Consider the following 21937-nt stretch of genomic DNA (forward strand, 5'->3'; position numbering starts at 1 on the left):
TTTTTCCAACCCAAAGTCATCTCTTCCAATTTGATTTAATTAAGGTAATTTAAAAAATTACCTTAATTTTCAAAATTTCAATTAACAGCCAATGGTAATGCCGTTCACAATAACCGCTTCTTTCTTTACGACCACGATACCGTCACAAACAGCATAGGTCTCATAATCTCCATCTTTAAGATGCTTCCCTCCTTTTATACGAACATTATTACCAATACGACAGTTTTTATCTAGGATTGCATTTTCAATATAACATCGTTCACCGACGCCTACTGGCGGAGGTGCCTGCGTACTTCCTAATTCCAAAACTTCCTCCAGTTGTTCATAATAATCACTCCCCATCATATAGGTGTTTTTAATCACTGTACCATGTCCTATACGGGAGCGAATACCAATGATGGAACGCTGAATTTTATCGCCATTAAGAATACATCCATCTGCAACAATTGTATTGTTTAATGTAGTTCCTGATATTTTAGAAGGAGGCAACATCCGTGCTCTTGTATAAACTGTTTCATTAAACAAATTAAAATCAGGGATATCATCGGTTAAACCAATATTTGCTTCAAAAAAAGAACTAATTGTACCAATGTCGGTCCAGTACCCATCAAATTGATAACTCAGCACATTTTTGGAATCAATACTTTCAGGAATGATTTCTTTCCCAAAATCCATACCTGGATTTTCTTTCAGTAAGGAGGCCAATACACCTTTTGAAAAAACATAAATCCCCATAGAAGCTAAATAATGTCTACCACGCTTATCCATCTCTTCTGATACTTCGGACCCCCAGTTTAACAGTTCTTCTTTATTAGGCTTTTCTATAAAAGAGGTAATAACATTATTTTCATCCGATTTTAAAATTCCAAATCCTGTTGCATCTTTACCAGTGACAGGAATAGTTGCAATGGTGACATCTCCTTTGTTTTTAACATGAAAGTCAACTAATGCAGCATAATCCATTTGATACAATTGATCACCTGACAGAATAAGTACATAGTCATAATCGACATTCAGCAGATTTTTCTGTGTTCTCCTCACGGCATCGGCTGTCCCTTCGAACCAACGATCGCCTTCATTATTTTGATCTGCAGCTAATATATCTACAAATCCTTTACTAAAAATACTGAAATTATAAGCGTTTTTAATGTGCTTATTTAAAGATGCCGAATTATACTGTGTCAGAACAAAGATTTTATTATATCCGGAATTTAAGCAATTCGAAATCGGAATATCCACCAAACGGTATTTACCAGCAATTGGTACAGCTGGTTTTGAGCGCTGTTCGGTCAAGGGATACAAACGAGTACCTCGTCCACCCCCCAAAACAATAGAGACTACTTTGTGTGACATATTATTTCAATAATTTAGTGTACAAATCCAAATATTTTTGAGCTGACTTATTCCATGAAAAATCCAAATGCATTTCCCTTTGTCTAATTTCTGACAACAAATCGGCCTGGTTAACTATTTCTAAAGTCCTTATCACACCCTGTACTGCATCTTCAACATGTGCTTCGGGAAATACGATACCGTATCCACCTGTATCTTTCACATCAATAACTGTATCTTTGAGCCCGCCAATACCTCTTACGACCGGAATTGTCCCATATTGTAGGGCATATAATTGGTTTAATCCACAAGGCTCCACTCTTGAGGGCATCAATAACAGATCTGTTGCTGCATATACTTGATGTGCAAGTGATTCATTATACCCAAAATAAACTGCGAGCTGTTTTGGATATTTTTCTAAAACCTGTTGCAAAGCAACCTGAATATCTTGATCTCCTGAGCCTAAAATAAATATACTCATTTTGGATTTAATATTTCCCAAAAGTTGATCAATTATTTCAGCTAATAAATCTGCTCCTTTTTCTATCGCAAATCGGCCTATAAACGACATTAATGGTAAAGAAGGATCTAATTTATACTGATCACATAAGCTTTTTTTATTTTGTGATTTACCTTTTTCAACTGTATTAAGATTATAATTCGAATCAATTAAAGTATCTAACTGCGGATTCCAATAATCTGTATCGATCCCGTTAACAATGCCGTATCCTTTTTGCGATTCGGATGCAAACAAAGATTGTAGATCATTTGCTTCGATAAATAATTCTTTTAGATATCCATCTGAAACCGTAGAAAATGCATCGCAACATTTAACCGCTGCTGCCATGGGATTTATTACACCATCCCAATCAAGCAATCCCCATCGCCAAGTATCGAAACTTGGCAATAAAATACCTTTACTCCAATTCATCCAGCCTTGATACTGCCCATTGTGAACTGTAAAAAGTGTTTTAACATGCGAAAACTGTTGAAATTCATAACTGTATTTCAATAAAAAAGGAACCAATCCAACATGATGATCATGACAATTGATCAAATCGGGTTGTATGCCATCTGCTTTTAACCAATGTAAAAAAGCATGTTGAAATGATAGCCATTGCTCAGATTCATCTGGGTAACAGTATACTTCCTCACGATCTAATTTACCGGGTATGCGAATGAGATATAATGGAAATCCAAGTAGATCATCTGCTTCCTTCAAAATTTCATAATGCAATAATTCCGATCCTTGATAGAAAGCTCCGGAAGCAATATGATCAAACTTATTTTCTTGTGTAAATTTCCGATTGTACCAAGGCATAACAACGGATGCGTCAACACCAAGTTTACGCTGATATTTAGGTAAAGCTCCCAATACGTCTGCCAGTCCGCCTACCTTTGCTACCGGAAAACATTCAACACTTAAATGTATTACTTTCATTATGCTTTTCGTTTTAATATTATACCTCCTAAAGGTGGTAAAGTTATCGTTATCGATTGCTCAAAACCCATCCAGTGAACATGTGTTGAATTGTAAGCTTCGCCGATCAGTCCACTCCCATTAAATTCTAATTGATCTGAATTCAAAATTTCCTCCCATACGCCATTTTTTGGTACACCTATCCTAAATTCTTTTCTAACAACTGGGGTTAGATTTAATATGACTAATAAGTTGTCTTTTTCTTCATATCCCTTGCGTAAATACGCGTACACGCTATTGGTATAATCTCCTTGTTCTACCCATTGAAAACCATCGCTTACAAAAGCTTTCTGATAAAGTGCAGGTTGACTTTTGTACACACGATTTAAGGCGGTAACAAACCTAAGCATACCTTTATGTGGCGAATAATCCAGTAAGTGCCAATCCAAAGATTTGTTTTCATTCCACTCTGCTGTTTGCGCAAATTCATCACCCATAAATAACAGTTTCGTCCCGGTTAATGTAAACATATACAAATAAAGTGCTCTTAAATTTGCGAATTTCTGCCATTCATCACCCGGCATCTTATACAAAAGAGATTTTTTTCCATGCACAACTTCGTCATGAGATAAGGGCAACATAAAATTTTCATGATATGCATATACAGTTGCAAAAGTCAATTTATGATGGTGATATCGGCGATTAATAGGATCTTCTTTGAAATAATCTAACGTATCATGCATCCAACCCATCATCCATTTCATACCAAAACCTAATCCTCCTACAGATGTTGTCTTACTTACACCAGGCCAAGATGTTGATTCCTCTGCGATGGTGTGAACATCTGGGAAATGATGATAAACAGCTTCGTTAAATTCTTTTAAAAACTCTACAGCTTCCAAATTTTCTCTTCCTCCAAATTTATTGGGTTCCCACTCGCCTTCATTACGCGAATAATCAAGATAAAGCATGGAAGCAACGGCATCCACACGCAAACCATCCACATGATAACGGTCCAACCAAAAGAGCGCATTACTAATGAGGAATGATCGCACTTCGTTTCGACCATAATTAAAGATATATGATTTCCAATCTGGATGAAAGCCCTTTCTTATATCTTCGTGCTCGTAAAGGAAACTACCATCGAAACGATATAATCCATGAGCGTCACCAGGATAATGTGAAGGTACCCAATCTAAAATTACACCGATATTATGCTTATGTAAAGATTCGATCAAATACATTAAATCTTGTGGTCCCCCATAGCGTGAAGATGCGGCAAAATAACCCGCAATCTGATAACCCCAAGATGGATAATAGGGGTGTTCCATAACAGGAAGAAACTCGACATGTGTAAATCCTGTTTCTATTATATAGGGAACTAATCGATCTGCAATTTCGCGATAGGAAAGCAAACGATCGGGATCTGAAGGATCACGTTGCCAGGAACCCAAGTGCATTTCATACACCGACATAGGTTTATCCAAACTATTAAATTGAGCTCTTTGTGACATCCAGTTTTTGTCCTCCCACTCATACCAAGTTGTACCGACGATTGACGCAGTTTGTGGTGGTAACTCACTAATCAACGCAAAAGGATCAGCTTTTTCCAATTGCTCTCCTGCCATCGAATTAATATGGTATTTATATACTTCTCCTATTCCAATATTTGGAATAAATCCCTCCCAGATACCACTTCCGTCCCAACGCACATGCAAAAGGTGTGTATAAGGATTCCAGCCATTGAAATTTCCAATGACGGAAACTTGACTTGCATAAGGTGCCCACACGGCAAAATAAACTCCTGATTGACCGCTATACTCAACAACATGAGATCCAAATTTCTCATATAATTTGTAATGTCTTCCAGCTCTAAATAATGATATGTCGAATGCTGTAAGTAACGAAAATACTTCTACTGGTTGACCCATGATCAGATTAGGTGTTAGGTTTAATAATCGTAAATTATGTTATAATTAAGTTTCTGAAATCTTTTTCTACTTGGATGTAATCATTGCCTGATTCATCTTTTAACAAGTTGAGTTCAACACCATCTGCCTTAACTGTTCTTACTTCAAATGGAATGCCGATCAGATAAATTTTGTAATCATCAAATCTTTCATTGTAAAGTCCTTCCACTTGTTGCAGTATCACTAAGCTATTATCTGTCCCTTCTAAAAGGAAGTGTTTTTCAGCATAGACACTTTGTTCATAAGCAAAGGTATCGCCATGATCAGCATAGGTATAAGAGTCAAACTTACCTCTACTGAAATAAACATTCAATTTCAAGGCATCAATTTTTTGCTGAAATGTATATTGCATCACGGGATATTCAGGAATTATACTTCCTCCTTTTACAAAAATCGGCATTTCATCTAGGGGAGTATCAATAGTATGTTCCTGTAAACCTACATATTTCTGTAAATTGAAATAATAATACCATTCTCCTTCTGGAAGATAAACCACTTTATTCTTTTGTCCAGGATTAAGAACAGGTGAGACTAAAATTTTATCTCCGAAACAAAACTCTTCCTCTCGTATTAAATTTTTAGGGATATGTTGTTCCACCAAGGAAATCGGTCTTAAAATAGGTTCTCCATAACGATGTTGTTGCCAAAAAATGGTATAGATATAAGGTAGTAATTTATACCTCATTTCAATAAATTTCTTACATATTGCTTCCCATTCAGGGCCAAAACTCCATGGTTCACGGTCGCGGGTATCACCTGCGGAATGTACACGCATGAATGGAGAAAAGACGCCAAATTGCATCCAACGTGTAAACAATTCTCCATCCGGTTCTCCTGTAAATCCTCCAATATCGGTTCCGCAAAAAGAAAGTCCCGAAACGGATAATCTTTGCAACTGCAAAAGACCAATACGAAGATGTTCCCATGTTGCAATATTATCTCCGGTCCATACCGAAGAAAAACGCTGTGTACCCGAATACGCTGCTCTCGTGATAGTAAAAGGTCTTTTATTTTTATATAGCTTTTTTAAACCATCATATGTAGCACGTACCATCTGCATGCCATATATATTATGCGCTTTCCTGTGGGAACCTCGATAGCCATCATAGTTATGTCTTACGTCATCCGGAAATGTACCTCTTCCAAAAACAGCAGGTTCATTCATATCGTTCCAAAATCCAGCAACTCCGTCATCAACCAAGCCTTTGTATAAAGTACCCCACCATTCCCTTACAGTTGGATTTGTAAAATCGGGAAACTGACATCTTCCAGGCCACACAAAACCTTCCATAAAATAATCATCACCTCGACGACAGAAATACCTATTTTGCTGTCCTTCCTTGAACACCCAATAATTTTCATCAACCTTAATACCAGGATCTATCATAACCACTGTTTTAAAGCCATTGGCAGCTAAATCTGATATCATTTTTTAGGATCCGGAAAATATTTTTTGTCCCAGGTGAAACAGCGATAGCCATCCATATAATCGATATCAAGGTAAATAGCATCGCAAGGGATTTCTCTTTTTCTAAATTCTGTTGTTATCTCTCTTACATTCTGCTCAGGATAATAACTCCATCGACATTGATGGTAACCAATCCCCCATAATGGAGGCATATAATGTGTTCCAGTGATACTATGATAACGTTTTACCACATCGATCATATTTGGGCCATGAATATAATAATATTGCATCTCACCGCCTTCTGACCAAAAGCTTGTACGTTGTTTATTTTCTGAAGCAAAATCGAAGAATGTTCTGAATGTATTATCAAAGAAAATACCGTAGGCTTCTCCACCAGTCACTCCGATATAAAAAGGAATTGTTTTATAAAGGGGATCTTGATTAAAAGCATAGCCATAGGTATCCGAATTCCAGTTTTTAAATCGTTTACCTCTAAGATTTAAATTTGTTGCTTTGTCTCCCAAGCCGAAGAAAGCTTCATCTTCATGTGCCTTTTTGCTGCAATAGACATAATAACCGCCGAAGTCTGGATTTTCCTCCCAATGCATTGGTTTGTCATCGGTATTGAATACTTTACCTGAAAGATCTTGAAATGAAACCAAAAAATCTGTTTTACGGATAGCGCAGATCACCTTATTTGTTTTCACGTAATAACTTGTTTCATCTTCATCTACAGAAAACGATACTGCGTGCTGATCTGTATCGATAACAGCATAAGAAAAGTCATCTAAAAAAGATCCTTGAGGAGCCAAACGAACGCGAATAATTTCATCAGAAACTATTCGAATTTCCACTTTAGCAATACCATCTGTAAAATAAAATGTATTCCGATCCTTAGAGCATGCTCTTACTCTAGCTAGGTATTTTTTCTCTATAGTAGGAAGGTCTAATACAGGATTATTAACATGATGTACATTATCTTCAGACGAGTTTGCATCTAACAGATCATTTGCAATTTCCTCTTTTTTTATCGAGTCTCCCATAGTATTTATCTTTAAATAATTTAATCAGTTTAAGCTGAACTTAAATTACGATAAATAATACAAAAACTCGCTACATCATGAAGTAAAGAATAAACTTAATTTTATTTTATAGCTTATTTGCTACGGATTGCTTCCACTGGATCTAATCTAGAAGCCATCAAAGCCGGAACAATACCTGATATCAAACCAATTAACGTCGAAATAAAGACTGTCAAGAGTACCATCTTTATACTCACGACAATTGCTAACCCAGTACCAATTTTAACCAATAATGTGATCAGAAACACGATAGATAAGCCAATAGCACCGCCTAATAGACAGAGCACGATTGATTCGATCAAAAATTGAGACAATATAAAAAAGTTTTTAGCTCCTAAAGCCTTTTGAATACCAATAATATGTGTACGTTCTTTGACACTCACAAACATAATATTGGCTATACCGAATCCGCCTACCAATATGGAGAAAATTCCAATACAGAAACCGGCTAGATTTACAATGCCAAACATTTTATCCAGTTGGGAAGTTATCATGGTTGTTTGATTAATTGAAAAATCGTCCTCTCGTTGTGGAGAAATGCGGTGAATTGAACGCATTAAAACTTTAATTTCACTTTCAGCTTCTGCTAAAGAATACTTTGACATCACTCGAACAGCAATACTAGGTGAAAAATTATCGTAATTAACTAGATTTCGAGCAAGCTCAAAGGGAATAAATGCACTATTATCAGGAGAAGTATTGATCAGCACTCCTTCCCCTTCCTTCTTTAATACACCAATTACCTGTACCTTCCGTCCCAGCATGTTGACATATTTTCCCAGAGGATCACTTTTTGGGAAAAGTCCCTCTGCGATGACAGCACCTAAAACAGTCACTAATGACCTGCACGGGTTTCGCTTTCGACAAAATATCTACCTTTTTCAACATTCAAATTCTGAATACTGTACTGATCCTGTGTTCCTGCTGAAATAGACACCCCAGAGGCATTATTATTTTTATATTTAATCGTAGAATTACCGATATCAATCATATAGCAATCTTATCTGCCGTTGTTATGCGTTCTTTCAGCATTAAATAATCCTCATATTTAGGTTCTGGTCTATTGAGATATTTCCACCAAGGGAAATCGGGCCCTCCAGTCCAAGGCCATTTCTGAACATATAATGTATTTGATCCTATCTTCTTAACAGAATCTTCTATATTATTTCGTAATGTATCAACAGCTGAAAAGACACCAATAATCGTTAAAATACCTATTGTTACCCCTAATAAGGACAATAAAGTACGCGTACGGTTATCTTTTAGAGCCGACAGTGCGAATTTTGCACTTTCCTTAATGAGACCTATTGCTAGCATATTCAGGTTCTAAATTACAATTAAGTTTTGATTTTATGTCAAAATCAATTCATTAATCAATTTAATCCAGAAAGAAACTCCCTTTTAACTAAAAAATTGACTACCTTTGTATGCTTATTTATGTTCCAATAAGTCTGTTATAGGGAACTTAAATACATATAAAAGGCAATCATTTAAAATATCAATATTAAAGATGAAGTTATCTCAATTTAAATTCAACTTACCAGAGTCTCTTTTGGCGTCTGAACCAACTGAAAATCGTGACGAATCACGCTTAATGGTTTTACACCGTGATACTGGTAAAATTGAGCATAAAATTTTTAAAGATGTATTAGATTATTTTGATGACAAAGATGTCATGATTTTAAATAATACAAAAGTTTTTCCGGCGCGTCTATATGGCAATAAAGAAACTGGTGCTACAATCGAAGTTTTCTTGTTACGTGAATTAAACAAAGAACTTCGTTTATGGGATGTATTGGTTGATCCAGCTCGAAAAATCCGTGTAGGAAATAAACTTTACTTTGGAGATGATGATTTATTAGTTGCTGAAGTTGTTGACAACACGACTTCACGTGGACGTACAATCCGTTTCTTATTTGATGGAACTGATGAAGAATTTCGTCGTAATATTGAGATTTTGGGTGAAACTCCACTTCCAAAATATATTACTCGTAAAGCAACACCTGAGGATAAATTTCGTTATCAAACAATTTATGCTAAAAATGAAGGAGCAGTTGCAGCACCAACTGCAGGTCTTCACTTCTCTCGCGAGTTGATGAAACGTTTGGAACTAAAAGGTGTTGATTTTGCTGAAGTAACTTTACATGTTGGATTAGGAACTTTCAGAACGGTTGAAGTTGAAGATTTAACAAAACACAAAATGGATTCTGAGCAGTTTATCATCACGGAAGAAGCTGCTAAAACAGTAAATAAAGCTATTGACTTAAAAAGAAGAGTTTGTGCCGTAGGAACGACTTCAATGCGCGCAATCGAATCAGCTGTTTCTGCTGATCGTCACTTAAAACCAGCGAACGATTGGACGAGTAAATTTATTTATCCGCCATACGATTTCAGTATTGCAAACTCAATGATTACGAATTTCCATACTCCAGAATCTACTTTATTAGTAATGATTGCTGCTTTTGGTGGTTACGAACACGTTATGAATGCTTATGAACAAGCGGTTAAAGAAAAATACAGATTTTACAGCTATGGCGATGCCATGTTGATTATCTAATCGACAATTAAAAAATACAGACGTGGATAAATAGTATATTTATCCACGTTTTTTGTTTTCAATCCTTTTATATTCTTCATAACTCATGATCGATCAAAGCTTTGTTTTAATAGTTGCGGCTGGCAAAGGTAGTCTATGCAGTCAGATTTACCGAAACAATATCTATTGATGAACGGGAAACCAGTCTTGATGCATACGATAGAGAAGTTCTATACAAGTACAAAACAACCGCATATCATCATAGCGATTGATCCAGCAATGGAGTATTTTTGGAAATCTCTTTGTCAAGAATACAAGTTTACTATTCCTCATGATATTACTTATGGAGGAGAAACAAGATTTCAGACAGTCAAAAATGGAATTGCATTTATCAAAAAAAGCAACTAAATTTACAGGAAATTGCTATCGCTGTGCATGACGCGGCGAGACCTTTAATAGCCGCCAATACAATTGATCTTGCTTTTGAACAAGTGGAGGTTTCTAAAGCGGTAATCGTTGCTCGTTCGTGTACTGATTCTGTTCGTATGACGACAGCAGATACCAACTATGCAATTGATCGTAATCATATTTGGCTTGTACAGACGCCTCAGATTTTTGAAGGAGGTTTATTAGAAACAGCTTATGAACAGGATGAAGAGGCGACTTTTACAGATGATGCTTCCGTTGTGGAAAGATTAGGTATACCTATTCATATTGTGATTGGTGATTATAAAAACATTAAGATAACTTATCCTGAGGATTTAGAAATTGCACAGATCTACTCAAAAGTATAGAAGTGTATAACTACACCCTGATCTCAAGTTGATCGTAAGCTAAAGTAATATTTGCAGGAAGTTCCTTTACAACATCTTTATGTAGCCCCATGCGATGACCAATATGTGTTAGATAAGTTTGTTCAGCTCCTATTTCTTGAGCAAAAGCTACAGCTTCATCCAAGGTCATATGCGAAACATGGCTTTCTTTTTGTAAAGCATTTATAACTAAAACTTTCAATCCCTGAAGTTTTTCTTTTGTTAAATGGGATACGGTCTTTGCATCTGTAATATAAGCAAAATCGTCTATTCTGAAACCTAAGACAGGCATTTGATAATGCATCACTTCCAAAGGAAGAATTTCCTTTCCAAACAAATGAAATGGTTTTAATGCTTCAATTTCCACTAATTCTAAACGCGGTATCCCAGGGTATTTTACTCCAGAAAAAGCATAGTAAAATTCTCTTCTTAACGCATCATGAAGAACATCTGTACCATAAATATCTATGGAAGACTGTTGCTTAAAATTAAATGCTCTAACATCATCAAGACCTGCGATATGATCTTTATGTGAATGTGTCATTAATACCGCATCCATGTGCATCACATGCTCGCGTAGCATTTGATATCTAAAATCTGGCCCCGTATCTACGACAATGTTTCTATCGTCATAACTAATCAAAATAGAGGAACGAAGACGTTTATCAAAATGACTATTTGATAAACAAACAGCACATTGACAAGCGATAACAGGTACACCCTGCGAAGTTCCAGTTCCTAAAAATTTGACTATCAACGTTTTGATTTTAGTTTAGTAATTTGTGTATAAATAGTAAGATGCTTCTCATTAACGCGTGATTGATCGATGTCGATTTCCGTTAAAATAGCCATCAAAGACTGGATTTTCATCTCTAAATTAGAAAACTTATTCACGACAACTACAAGTGAACTCTGTAACACACACGCTCCTGTCTTAAAAGTCCCTTTCTCGTACCTAACCCTATATCCCTGATCCTTAAAAAGTTCTTCGATCTTATCTAAACTTCCTTGTGTATATGCTACCAATTTTTCCCTTATTTATGCTTGTGCCTATATTCAAACTTAGATAAATTTGCTCAGATTTGCAATACAATTACCTCTATTTGAACAGGAATTGTACAGGTTGCAATGCACTTTTATCATTGTTGATAACCTGTAAAATTCTGATTTTTCTGATAAACCTGGCTGGAAATAAATAGCAATCAGTCCCTAAATAATTGTATATGAAAAGCTTTATACATTAAATTTTAAAGATTATTTCGCCAATCGAATTATTTCTTCACCAAAGATATCCCAGCTATATTTTTTCTTTTCCTCTTTCATATTTTCACGAAAGACACTTCCTTTATTTTGATCATAAAAAGATGCTATTCCTTTTACAATTTCCGCTACATTAGGTTCGACAACGGTACCAACGAGTCCATCGTGCACCAGTTCTGGCAGTCCGCCTACTCGAGTAACGATCATAGGAAGATCAAAGTGATAGGCTACTTGGGTAATACCGCTTTGTGTCGCAGTTCTATAGGGTAATACGACAACATCGGCTGCACAGAAATATTTGCCAACTTCATCATTCGGAATAAAGGAAGTATGGAGATAAACACGGTCTTGCAAACCGTACTTTTGAATTAGTGACTGGTACAGATCCTCATCTCCATAAAACTCTCCAGCTAGCAATAATTTTACATTTAATTCCTGAAGTTCTACTTTTCCTAACGCTTCCAAAAGCATATCCAATCCTTTATACTGGCGTATAAAACCAAAAACAAGACAACTTTGTCTTCCACTGGTATCTTCAGCGCTGCTCTTGCTTGTTCTAGACTAATGCTAGGACCATAGTTATCGTATAAAGGATGTGGTGTATAAGTTGCAGGTATCTTAGAATTGATCTCTTTTAAATCATCCAAAACACTTCTACTCATCGTAACACAACCATCAACAGCATTTAAGAAGTATTTCGCTAATATTTGATCTCCAATCCGATGTTCATGTGGAATGATATTATCAGCAATACATACTACTTTTGTGTGTTTGTTTTGACGTACAATTCTCTGAATCGTTCCAAGGCAGGGCCCAAAGAAAGGCATCCAGAAGCGCACGATTAAGAGATCATAATTTGCTTTCTTTAGTTCCAGTCCTATTTTAATCCAGTTAAAAGGATTGACAGAATTCACCTTTGAAAAAATTCGTAATCCATTTGGTGCGGACTCATCTGAAAATTGCGATTTACCAGGAAATAAAAAATTGGGGTACTGGAGTGAAAAAGAATAAATATCCACCTCATGTCCCATTTGCTGATAATGCTCGGCCAATCGTTCATTAAATGAAGCTATCCCCCCTCCTCTTAATGGATATGCAGATCCTAAGATAACAATGCGCATTTCTATTAATTATATTACTTTCTCGATCTGATAATTATTACGATCTGTACTGTTTCTCGAAACCAATTCTGCCAAAAAACCGGTTAGAAACAATTGTGAACCAATGATAATCGCTGTCAGTGATAAAAAAAACATCGGCTGATCTGTGACATCTCTAAATGGTGTCCCAGCGGCGATACTCATCAATTTGTGACAGATCAAGTATAAAGTAATAATAAGACCTACTAAAAAACTCACTACACCCATTACACCAAAGAAGTGCATAGGACGTTTAGCAAATTTTCCAACAAAAAATATGGATAATAAATCAAGAAAACCCTTTACAAAACGACCTGCACCAAATTTGGTTGTACCGTATTTTCTTGGATAATGCTGTACAACCTGTTCTTGAATATTGGTAAAACCTGCCCATTTCGCTATAACAGGAATGTAACGATGCATTTCTCCATACACTTCAATGTTTTTAACAACATCTTTACGATATGCTTTCAATCCACAATTAAAATCATGCAAATTATTAATTCCCGACATACCTCTTGTCACAGCATTGAACAGTTTAGTAGGTAATGTCTTTGTAAGTGGATCATAGCGTTTCTGTTTCCATCCAGAAACTAGATCTGCCCCTTTATTCATTATACGATCATACAATTCCGGAATTTCGTCAGGACTATCCTGTAAATCGGCATCCATTGTAATTACCACATCACCTTGAGCTGCTGCAAAGCCAACATTTAAAGCAGCAGATTTACCGTAATTACGTCTAAATTTTATTGCTGAAATATTGTTATTGCTCTTTTTTAATTCTTCAATTATAGCCCATGATTTATCCTTGCTTCCGTCATCAACTAAAATAATTTCATAAGAAAACTGGTGTTTAGCCATCACACGGTCTATCCATGAGGTTAGCTCTGGTAAAGATTCTTCTTCATTAAGAAGGGGAACAACAACTGAAATATCCATATGTACGTTGATCATTGTCAATATATTTGCTTTATAAACAAGTTAAGGTATCGTCATTCTGACAACACCTTAACGTAATGATTTTTTTTTAAATTTATCCTTTTAAACAGCAGGATTACTGCTAGCTTTTTGACCATTTTTTGTCAAAGCAGCTAACATTAGGGCAAACAAAAAATAAGGAAGTAAGGTGATAATAAAACCTTTTGCACGAGCGCCCAAAGTCATGTTTGCAACCGATTCATTATCTTTCTCCATTTGTTCAATGCTTACATCTATTGTTTTTTGCTTTTCTTCTTCACTGGCAAAACCTGTACTTCTTTCCATACTTTCAATCCGAGCATTCATCATTACATGAAAATTTTCTTCCTGAAGAGTTGGTTCTACATATTTTAAATAGGTAAAGGTACTTACTGAAGCGACTAAATGATTAATTACAAGCATGATGTAAATACATTTCAACGCCTTACTAAAGTCCCAGATACCTCCCATTTTTTTCGTAACGCAAAGGTTATTAAAACCGTCACACCTAAAAATAAAATAAAATTAAAAAATGGATTGCTGTACTGCAATAAGGCTGATCCTTCTAATGGCTTTACTACATAAATGGAACATAATCCTAAGAAAAATGAAATCACCCCCAAGCCAACACCATATAGGATACTTGTAATCTTACTATTTTTGTCAACACCAACTTCCATTAGCCCTTGTAAAAGTTAGTAATAATTTGATAAAGAGCTGCATCGAAAGCTTTGTTTTCGCTGTGAGATTCATACTCTTCAAACTGCGCATCTTTAGGGTTAATCTCACTGAAGAAACTTATGATTGCATAAAATAGCTCATAAACCTCACTTGATGGATTGATTGTTTTTGCAGTTTTTGCAATTTCTGCATATGTACTTTCTACTAAAATTTGATTGGCAATGATATCTTCATAAATCTCATGCTCATCTTGAAACTCATCTTCATCAACCAATAAAAACTCCTTCAAGTAATCATCTAAATCAGGATCAATCTCATCATCTTTACATTCACGTAAGTATAAAAATATATTCAATAGTTCTGTACCGCGATCTATTGTTTCATCTTCGATTTTCTCCCATTCTTCAGACTCCAAATAATCTTCTTCTAATTTTTGAATATCAATAGAAAAAAAGTTCATCAATAACAGATCGACATATACTTCTCTTAACTCATCAAATAGTGGATAGTCATCAAAAGCTTCATCCAATAAAGCCAATTTATCGATATATTTTCCATCGGTATCAAAAACATGCTCAACTTTTGTTAAAAATTCTGATTTTGTTTCGATGTTATCTACTCTACCGTAGGTATTAATCCCTGCAGCAACAGCCGCTTTAATATTCGCTTCCATTATTAAGCATTTTTTATGATTTGACCATTATTGATCACTAATTTAACTTTCCCTTTTAACTCTTTTCCGAACAAAGGACTATTTCTAGATTTGGATCTGTTTGATTCTTGATCAAAAATCCAATTTTCATTCATACTGAATAGCACCAAATTGGCCACTTCACCCTCTTTTATTTCAGGCAAAGTTAATCCAACTACCCGTCGTGAATTTACAGCTAATTTTTCAACTATCTGTTGTTCGTTTAATCCTGCTTTGATTAAAAGAGGTAAAACAGTCTGTAAACCAATTATACCATTTTTTGCGATATGAAATTCAACATTTTTAAATTCAATTTCATGCGGAGTATGTTGTGAAACAACAGCATCAATAACACCATCCTTCAATCCTTTTATTAACGCTTTTGCATCGGATTTGGTACGCAACGGGGGACTTACTTTATAATTACTATCAAAATCAACAATTTCATCATCAGTAAAAACCAATTGATGTGCGGCAACATCACAGGTAACCTGAATTCCTTTTGCTTTTGCCTTTTTTATTAAATCTACCGCTTCGGCTGTACTTATCGTAGTAAAGTGAATAGGTGACTCGGCATATTCAGCTAGATAAAGGTCACGAGAAACCATCAATGACTCTGCAAGATTAGGAATACCTTTCATACCTAAATAAGTACTCATCACCCCTTCGTTCATTTTATTACCTCCCGCCATTGAAGCATCTTCTGGATGAGCAATGATTAAGCCTCCAAATCCGCGCGCATATAATAATGCACGGCTCATTAAACCAGCATGCTGCATACTTTTATTACCATCACTAAAAGCAATGGCACCAGTCTGTTTCATATCATACAACTCAGCCATTTCATGGCCTTCGCGATTTTTACTCACTGCACCGATCGGTAAAATATCTACCAAATTACCTTTTGCAATATTGACAATTAAAGCAACTTCAGCCCTACTTTGGATTGCCGGTTGCGTATTGGGCATCACAGCAACAGCAGTGTACCCTCCAGCGGCGCAGCTGCCGATCCAGAAGTAATATCTTCTTTGGTTTCCAAACCTGGCTCACCAAAATTAGCATTTAGGTCAAAGAAACCTATAGAAAGGATATTTCCTGAACCATCGAATATTTCTATATTTTTATCAGCGACTTCAATGGAATTTGCAATTTTGGAAATCTTTCCTTTTTCAATGAATACATCAACCACCTGTTGATCAAATTCATTTCCCGGCAAAACCACTTTGACAGAAGTAATTAATACGCTTTTCATATGCTTAAGAAGTTGAAATTTATTGGATTTGAATAGTAAGTACGCGCAGTTTTAAAGCACACTAATACTCTTTCCTTAGTAGAATTCAATAAAAATAGCGAGTTTTCTCTTTGAAAATTAGAGGAAGGATTATTTTTAATACGTGTAGCTTTAGACTGCTTCATTTCAAAAAACAAAGTTACAAAATACTATCGATTCTCCATTGAATTTTAGAAAATATTCACATAGCTATCGCTATTCTGTTCCCCACTGATAATGATTAAAATTAAAACCAGCTAGACTCAACACCCGATCCACGACTGTACCTGCCAATTCATCAAAAGTTTTTGGCAAACTGTAAAACGACGGTGATGCCGGGCAGATAATACCACCTGCATCAGTAACAACTTTCATATTTTGAATATGAATATGACTTAAAGGTGTTTCTCTAGTTACTAAAATTAATTTTCTACGTTCTTTCAATATGACATCAGCTGCCCTTGTTGTTAAATCAGAAGAGATACCATGCGCGATACGTGCTAAAGTCCCCATTGAACAAGGACAGATAATCATCGTGTCAAATCGTGCAGATCCCGAAGCAAATGGCGCAAAAAATCATTTTTACTGTAAAACTGGAAAGGGAATTGTTCATAATCTTTATTTTGCAACTCCTCCTGCCACACAACTTTGGCATTGTCAGACATTACTACTCCCACTTCACTGATCTGATCTTTTAATTCCATCAGTCGATTTAGCAGAACCTTAGCATAGATGGAACCACTTGCTCCTGTTATTGCTACTACAATTTTTCTAGACATAATTTCCTTTTAATAAACAAAGCTATAAAAAAGGGTCGAATAAGGAATATTCGACCCTACATCTACCTATGAAAAACAAACCCTTGGGAGGGGCGTATACAAATATACCATAAGTGTGAATATTTTAAAGGATTTTTTTTTAAAAAAGAATAATTGTTACAACAATATTCCTAAAAATAGTTAAAAACACCTTATTTATTACCTAAAAGCCTGATGAATTAAAACTTAACAAGGTTATCTACATGCACAACGAATGATTATTAATAAAAAATAATCTGTACATTTCTTTTTTAAATTCAGATTTTCATCACATTTTTTTTCTATTTTAGTTACCGTTAAGATCGTATAATACTAGAAAATGAGTTTAAGTATATTAGAACAATACATCGAATCTGGAAATAGTAGAGATTTAGATTTGCTTTTAACAAGCAACCCAGCCTTAATCTTAGAAGAAACAAGTCACGGCATTTCGCCTTTATTACTAGCTTGCTATTTTCATAAACCTCAAATCATCCGCGTTCTTCTTCAGCACAATCAAGGCTTAAATATTCATGAAGCAGTGGCTGCCGGCTTGGATAATTATATTGAAGCGATGATTAAACAGTTACCTTCAGTTGTTAATGAGGTCTCCACACATGGTTATTCTGCCCTCGCTTTAGCGACCCATTTCAATAAAGAAGATGTTGTTCGTCTATTACTTGCACATAAAGCCAATCCTGATATCCCTACCCAAAATGAGGAACATCTCTACCCGCTTCACATTGCTCTTCTAAATAAAAACACGGCAATTACAAAGCTACTTATTGAAGCTGGAGCAAATGTTAACAACAGACAGCAAACAGGTCTTACCCCATTGCATTTAGCAGCACAACAAGGAAATATTGAAATTATCGTTTTACTCCTTGAACATGGAGCTATTATTGAATTAAAGAACTCCAATAACAAAACAGCATCAGATCTCGCTGCCTCAAAAGGCTACAGTGATATTGCAACAATACTTAAGGATATGTAAACTAACGCCGGAGCAATTCTAAGCCAATCCCACAACGTAAGCATTGTTTTGAATCGCAATACTTCCTTTTTATATGCAACAAACCTTGTGAATGTGCCGCATGCCACGCATTAACCCCTATATCTTCAAATTTTTGAATAATATTATTTCTTTCAGTTGGTAATTCTTCTAACCATCGCATTGCCTTTTCTTTCAAATCTTCCAGCTTAAAGTAAGCCCCATAAGAAAATGTTAATGCAATAAATGCATTAATAATCAAGCTATTTTGACTCATTTCACTTAAACTATGATCACTAGTCGCTAAGGATTGCTTCGCAAAACTAAAATGAGTCTTCCAGTAATGAGTAACCCTTATATTATTAAGTAGCCATCTAAATTCACTTAAATTTTCAATCGCTAAGATTCCTTGTAGACGAACACTTTCATTTTGTAACAAACTGGCTAATTGAGCTATTCGAATAGTGGGAAAATTGTGAGGTCGCATCCGTGAAAAAAGCAGTGGAAAATGAGTTTCTTTTAAGGAATAGGCTTTTTTAAGATAAATATATTCCTTCTGTAATTGTAGAGGATATGCTTCGTCAAAAGTAGAATTTAAAAAACCCGCCTGACCAAAAATCATAGCTTCCAATTTACTGATATCTGTCCTATATTTCAGCAATAATAAATTTGACAATTGCTCGCCTAAAGCCTGAAAAGCGTCTGCATTTACTTTAAATCCGAAACTTCGAAACAGCCATATAAAAAATATTTTCTCCCAATCTCCATCAAATTTTTGTAGTAATTCAAGTATCAATCTTGACTTATCTTCCATTCTTTCTACTGCCATACGCTCTACCCATCTCTCCACTTTAAAACTATCTAAATGAAGTATCTGACTTTCACATGGAATCCAACGTTGCCCATCCATTAAACGCTGATATTGCTTCAGTAATTCTTCAGAAACATAATCCGACAGTCTGAGTGTTGGCACAAGGGAGCCATCTTCATGAATCACTTCTTGATCATGATCCCACACAACATGTAAAATTACATTTGCATATTTTGCATCTTTTTGATGTCCATGTAGAAACCAATCAGATGATCTGACATGAATCTCCACATTACCTGTCCACAACTCACTTCCGATACGGATTTTTGAAAACAAGAAATCTGGTCCCGCATTGTCATTATGTTCACCTACATGTAAAACTTGGATGGATTCGCCATTAACGGTTTTTAATTGATCTGTGTGATACAGACGCAACCTCCATATGAATTGCAAAAGATCTTCAGGAATAGCCATAACCTAAAGATAATCAAATAATTTAAAGTTTATATATTTACGATAATTTCCAATTGATCATCCGAAATTTTCATAATTTCTTTCAATTCACCTTTTACCTGCGGGGCTTTTATCCCGCCATCCAAAGTACGTTTACTTTTAAAAACCCTAGCCTCATCCCACAAATTAGCTTCAATAAATAGGGATAATGTCTTTGCTCCACCCTCAATAATAATAGATTGCACATCCATTAAATACAATTGATACAAAATATTTTGAGGAAGATACCAATCATAATTTTCCAATTCGATATACTTATTATGACCAGACCATTCCGTCTTCACAGCATTAAAAATAATGGTTTCAGCTTCATCGTTAAAAATAGCAGCTTCAGCGGGAACAGAAAGTAATTTATCTATCAATATACGTTTCGGATTTTTCCCATTCCACTCGCGTACGGTCAAGCTAGGATTATCAACCAATGCAGTTTTAGCGCCCACTAAAATTGCATCTTCCTCAGCTCGCCATTTATGAACCAACTGCTTACTCGCCCCATTACTAATCCACACTTGCTCCCCTTCTTTTCCAAGATATCCGTCTGCACTTTCTGCCCATTTGAGAATAACATAAGGGCGATTTTTTGAACACGTGTCAATCTGCGATTTAACCACAAAGCCTCCTGTTCTAATAGTCCGATCTCAATAGCTATTCCTGCATTTTTTAAAATCTCTGCACCCTTACCGTTCACTTTTGCGAATGGATCTAAACATGCTATATATACTTTTTTAGGCTTGTATCTCGCAATAAGATTTGCACATGGTGGTGTCTTACCATAATGTGCACAAGGTTCAAGACTAACATAAAAAATTGACTGTCTTAATTTAGCTGCGGCATCATCCCCAAAATGGTCCAATACCTGCTGAATAGCATTAACTTCGGCATGAGCTCCACCATAAGGTGATGTAAATCCTTCTCCAATAATTTTATCATCACAAACAATAACGGCACCCACCATTGGATTAGGACTTGTAGTACCTGCTCCCAAAGCGGCCAGTTCCAGGCATCTACGCATGTAGCTTTCTTGCATATTCATATACAAAAGTATCAAAACAATACTATAACTTAAAATACGAGCAATATTGTAAATTTAGACTATCCAATAGTTCTGAATACTAGAGGAGAGATTCATCTTGTTTAATAAGGTAAGTTCCAATAAAAATGACTTCAACAAATAAATTGTTTAATATCTGAGGCAATAATAATTGTAAATAAAACAAATTTATCTAAGTTTGACCAATGGAAAAATTACAAACCTACGACAGCTTATTCCAAAAAGATCTAGCTAAATTTTATGACGCAGAAGAAATCAAAAACATCTTCTATATAGTTATTAAAGATGTTTTAGGACTTTCCAAGATGCAGTACAGTGTGAACAAAGAGCTGGCATTATCAGAAGAACAAAGCAGTCGGATTTCAAATATTTTAAAAGATCTGCTGAAACAGAAACCTATACAACACATCTTAAAAAAAGCTGATTTTTTTGGAGAAGTTTTTGAAGTCAATCCTTTTGTTCTAATTCCGCGGTCAGAGACAGAGGAATTAGTTGATCTGATCATCCGCAATCATCGGGATCAGCTACCGTTACGTATTATCGATATTGGAACCGGATCCGGTTGCATACCGATTTCACTTAAAAAGCATTTGCCGGAAGCCCATATTTCAGCATTGGATATTTCTAAAGAAGCTATTGCCACAGCCAGACGCAACGCACTCCGTTTAGATGCGCCAATAAATTTTGTGAATGCAGATATCCTAGAATGGGAATATATCTTTCAATCCCAGCAATATGATATTATCGTCAGTAATCCTCCCTATATTACACCAAAAGAAAAAGAGGAAATGCATCCAAATGTATTAGAATTCGAGCCGCATTTAGCTCTTTTTGTGGAAGAAACTGCTCCTTTATTATTTTATGAGACTATAGCTTCTTTTGCGCTGAAGCATTTAACAGCTGAAGGTGACTTATATTTTGAAATTAATCAGTATTATGGGGATGAAACAGTCGATATGTTACAAAAAAAGGGGTTTAAAACAGTGATATTACATCATGATATGCAACAAAATCCAAGGATGATACATGCTAAAAAATAAGGTGATAAAAATTTAATTATTTCATTACCAAATAGTAAAAAAATAATTTAAGAATATTTAACTTAAAAGTTGGCACATATCGTCTTTTTTTCTACCTTTGCATCACTTTCAAAAACGAAATTTCTTCAAAAAAGAAAGGATTCCGTAGCTCAGCTGGTAGAGCAATACACTTT

General features: G+C 35.5%; 20 protein-coding genes and 4 pseudogenes. 5 read left to right on the forward strand and 19 right to left on the reverse strand.

Annotated elements, in window-relative coordinates; translation table 11 throughout:
* Positions 1 to 81: 81 nt before the first annotated feature.
* From L950_RS16455 to L950_RS37380, 5 genes and pseudogenes are all read right to left on the reverse strand, one after another.
* Positions 82 to 1353: a glucose-1-phosphate adenylyltransferase gene (locus L950_RS16455; protein ID WP_021188128.1), complete on the reverse strand. Its 1272-nt coding sequence runs from the start codon at positions 1351 to 1353 to the stop codon at positions 82 to 84.
* Position 1354: 1 nt separating this feature from the next.
* The gene (locus L950_RS16460) at positions 1355 to 2773 is read right to left on the reverse strand and encodes a glycogen synthase (RefSeq protein WP_021188129.1); all 1419 of its coding nucleotides are present in this window, start codon (positions 2771 to 2773) and stop codon (positions 1355 to 1357) included.
* Positions 2773 to 4683: a 1,4-alpha-glucan branching protein GlgB gene (glgB, locus tag L950_RS16465; RefSeq protein WP_021188130.1), complete on the reverse strand. Its 1911-nt coding sequence runs from the start codon at positions 4681 to 4683 to the stop codon at positions 2773 to 2775. The genes L950_RS16460 and glgB overlap by 1 nt, the downstream gene beginning before the upstream one ends.
* Positions 4684 to 4717: 34 nt before the next feature.
* Positions 4718 to 7173, reverse strand: a pseudogene (locus L950_RS16470) (glycoside hydrolase family 31 protein).
* 113 nt (positions 7174 to 7286) lie between these two features.
* Positions 7287 to 8529 (reverse strand): annotated as a pseudogene (locus L950_RS37380) (ABC transporter permease).
* Positions 8530 to 8722: 193 nt separating this feature from the next.
* Here L950_RS37380 and queA point away from each other — a divergent pair.
* The 3 genes from queA (at position 8723) to L950_RS35630 (ending at position 10542) form a co-directional block, all read left to right on the forward strand.
* Positions 8723 to 9769 carry a tRNA preQ1(34) S-adenosylmethionine ribosyltransferase-isomerase QueA gene (queA, locus tag L950_RS16480; RefSeq protein WP_021188131.1) on the forward strand — a complete coding sequence of 349 codons (1047 nt, stop codon included), beginning with the start codon at positions 8723 to 8725 and terminating at the stop codon, positions 9767 to 9769.
* A 135-nt stretch (positions 9770 to 9904) separates the two neighbouring features.
* Positions 9905 to 10156, forward strand: coding sequence for a 2-C-methyl-D-erythritol 4-phosphate cytidylyltransferase (locus L950_RS35625; RefSeq protein WP_021188132.1), 252 nt, complete (start codon positions 9905 to 9907; stop codon positions 10154 to 10156).
* A 23-nt stretch (positions 10157 to 10179) separates the two neighbouring features.
* Positions 10180 to 10542: a 2-C-methyl-D-erythritol 4-phosphate cytidylyltransferase gene (locus tag L950_RS35630; protein ID WP_021188133.1), complete on the forward strand. Its 363-nt coding sequence runs from the start codon at positions 10180 to 10182 to the stop codon at positions 10540 to 10542.
* A gap of 10 nt (positions 10543 to 10552) precedes the next feature.
* Here the strand turns inward: L950_RS35630 and L950_RS16490 are convergent, their stop codons facing one another.
* The 11 genes and pseudogenes from L950_RS16490 to L950_RS16530 form a co-directional block, all read right to left on the reverse strand.
* A complete protein-coding gene (locus L950_RS16490; protein WP_021188134.1) occupies positions 10553 to 11317 on the reverse strand; it encodes an MBL fold metallo-hydrolase in 765 nt (254 codons plus the stop codon).
* Complete coding sequence (locus tag L950_RS16495; protein WP_021188135.1) at positions 11314 to 11586, reverse strand: hypothetical protein; 273 nt, start codon at positions 11584 to 11586, stop codon at positions 11314 to 11316. Before L950_RS16495 ends, L950_RS16490 begins: the two co-directional genes overlap by 4 nt.
* 228 nt (positions 11587 to 11814) lie before the next feature.
* On the reverse strand, positions 11815 to 12291 hold the full coding sequence (locus tag L950_RS30345) for a glycosyltransferase (RefSeq protein WP_231577348.1): 477 nt from the start codon (positions 12289 to 12291) through the stop codon (positions 11815 to 11817).
* Positions 12273 to 12941 carry a glycosyltransferase gene (locus L950_RS30350; RefSeq protein WP_197086476.1) on the reverse strand — a complete coding sequence of 223 codons (669 nt, stop codon included), beginning with the start codon at positions 12939 to 12941 and terminating at the stop codon, positions 12273 to 12275. Before L950_RS30350 ends, L950_RS30345 begins: the two co-directional genes overlap by 19 nt.
* Positions 12942 to 12950: 9 nt before the next feature.
* On the reverse strand, positions 12951 to 13901 hold the full coding sequence (locus L950_RS16505) for a glycosyltransferase family 2 protein (protein ID WP_021188136.1): 951 nt from the start codon (positions 13899 to 13901) through the stop codon (positions 12951 to 12953).
* Between the two features lie 102 nt (positions 13902 to 14003).
* Positions 14004 to 14342: a DUF4199 domain-containing protein gene (locus L950_RS16510; protein WP_021188137.1), complete on the reverse strand. Its 339-nt coding sequence runs from the start codon at positions 14340 to 14342 to the stop codon at positions 14004 to 14006.
* 14 nt (positions 14343 to 14356) lie between these two features.
* Positions 14357 to 14599 carry a hypothetical protein gene (locus tag L950_RS30355; RefSeq protein ID WP_021188138.1) on the reverse strand — a complete coding sequence of 81 codons (243 nt, stop codon included), beginning with the start codon at positions 14597 to 14599 and terminating at the stop codon, positions 14357 to 14359.
* On the reverse strand, positions 14599 to 15273 hold the full coding sequence (locus L950_RS16520) for a hypothetical protein (protein ID WP_021188139.1): 675 nt from the start codon (positions 15271 to 15273) through the stop codon (positions 14599 to 14601). The genes L950_RS30355 and L950_RS16520 overlap by 1 nt, the downstream gene beginning before the upstream one ends.
* Positions 15274 to 15275: 2 nt before the next feature.
* Positions 15276 to 16259, reverse strand: a complete 984-nt coding sequence (locus L950_RS16525; RefSeq protein WP_316930670.1) for a dihydroorotase — start codon at positions 16257 to 16259, stop codon at positions 15276 to 15278.
* Positions 16259 to 16543 carry a hypothetical protein gene (locus tag L950_RS36685; RefSeq protein ID WP_316930671.1) on the reverse strand — a complete coding sequence of 95 codons (285 nt, stop codon included), beginning with the start codon at positions 16541 to 16543 and terminating at the stop codon, positions 16259 to 16261. Before L950_RS36685 ends, L950_RS16525 begins: the two co-directional genes overlap by 1 nt.
* A 234-nt stretch (positions 16544 to 16777) precedes the next feature.
* A pseudogene (locus tag L950_RS16530) lies at positions 16778 to 17340 on the reverse strand (UbiX family flavin prenyltransferase).
* A gap of 358 nt (positions 17341 to 17698) precedes the next feature.
* On the opposite strand from L950_RS16530, the gene L950_RS16535 reads away from it, so the two are divergent.
* The gene (locus L950_RS16535) at positions 17699 to 18352 is read left to right on the forward strand and encodes an ankyrin repeat domain-containing protein (RefSeq protein WP_021188140.1); all 654 of its coding nucleotides are present in this window, start codon (positions 17699 to 17701) and stop codon (positions 18350 to 18352) included.
* 1 nt (position 18353) lies between these two features.
* On the opposite strand, the gene L950_RS16540 is transcribed toward L950_RS16535, so the two are convergent.
* The 3 genes and pseudogenes from L950_RS16540 to L950_RS36695 form a co-directional block, all read right to left on the reverse strand.
* Positions 18354 to 19634, reverse strand: coding sequence for a DUF2851 family protein (locus L950_RS16540; protein ID WP_021188141.1), 1281 nt, complete (start codon positions 19632 to 19634; stop codon positions 18354 to 18356).
* Between the two features lie 29 nt (positions 19635 to 19663).
* On the reverse strand, positions 19664 to 20284 hold the full coding sequence (locus tag L950_RS36690; RefSeq protein WP_316930672.1) for a RibD family protein: 621 nt from the start codon (positions 20282 to 20284) through the stop codon (positions 19664 to 19666).
* Positions 20285 to 20430: 146 nt separating this feature from the next.
* Positions 20431 to 20706, reverse strand: a pseudogene (locus L950_RS36695) (bifunctional diaminohydroxyphosphoribosylaminopyrimidine deaminase/5-amino-6-(5-phosphoribosylamino)uracil reductase RibD); the annotation flags it as partial.
* A gap of 203 nt (positions 20707 to 20909) precedes the next feature.
* Here L950_RS36695 and prmC point away from each other — a divergent pair.
* Positions 20910 to 21764: a peptide chain release factor N(5)-glutamine methyltransferase gene (gene prmC, locus L950_RS16550; protein WP_021188142.1), complete on the forward strand. Its 855-nt coding sequence runs from the start codon at positions 20910 to 20912 to the stop codon at positions 21762 to 21764.
* The last annotated feature ends 173 nt before the right edge of the window (positions 21765 to 21937 follow it).

This window comes from Sphingobacterium sp. IITKGP-BTPF85 (assembly GCF_001006065.1).
GTDB classification, from domain to species: Bacteria; Bacteroidota; Bacteroidia; order Sphingobacteriales; family Sphingobacteriaceae; genus Sphingobacterium; species Sphingobacterium anhuiense.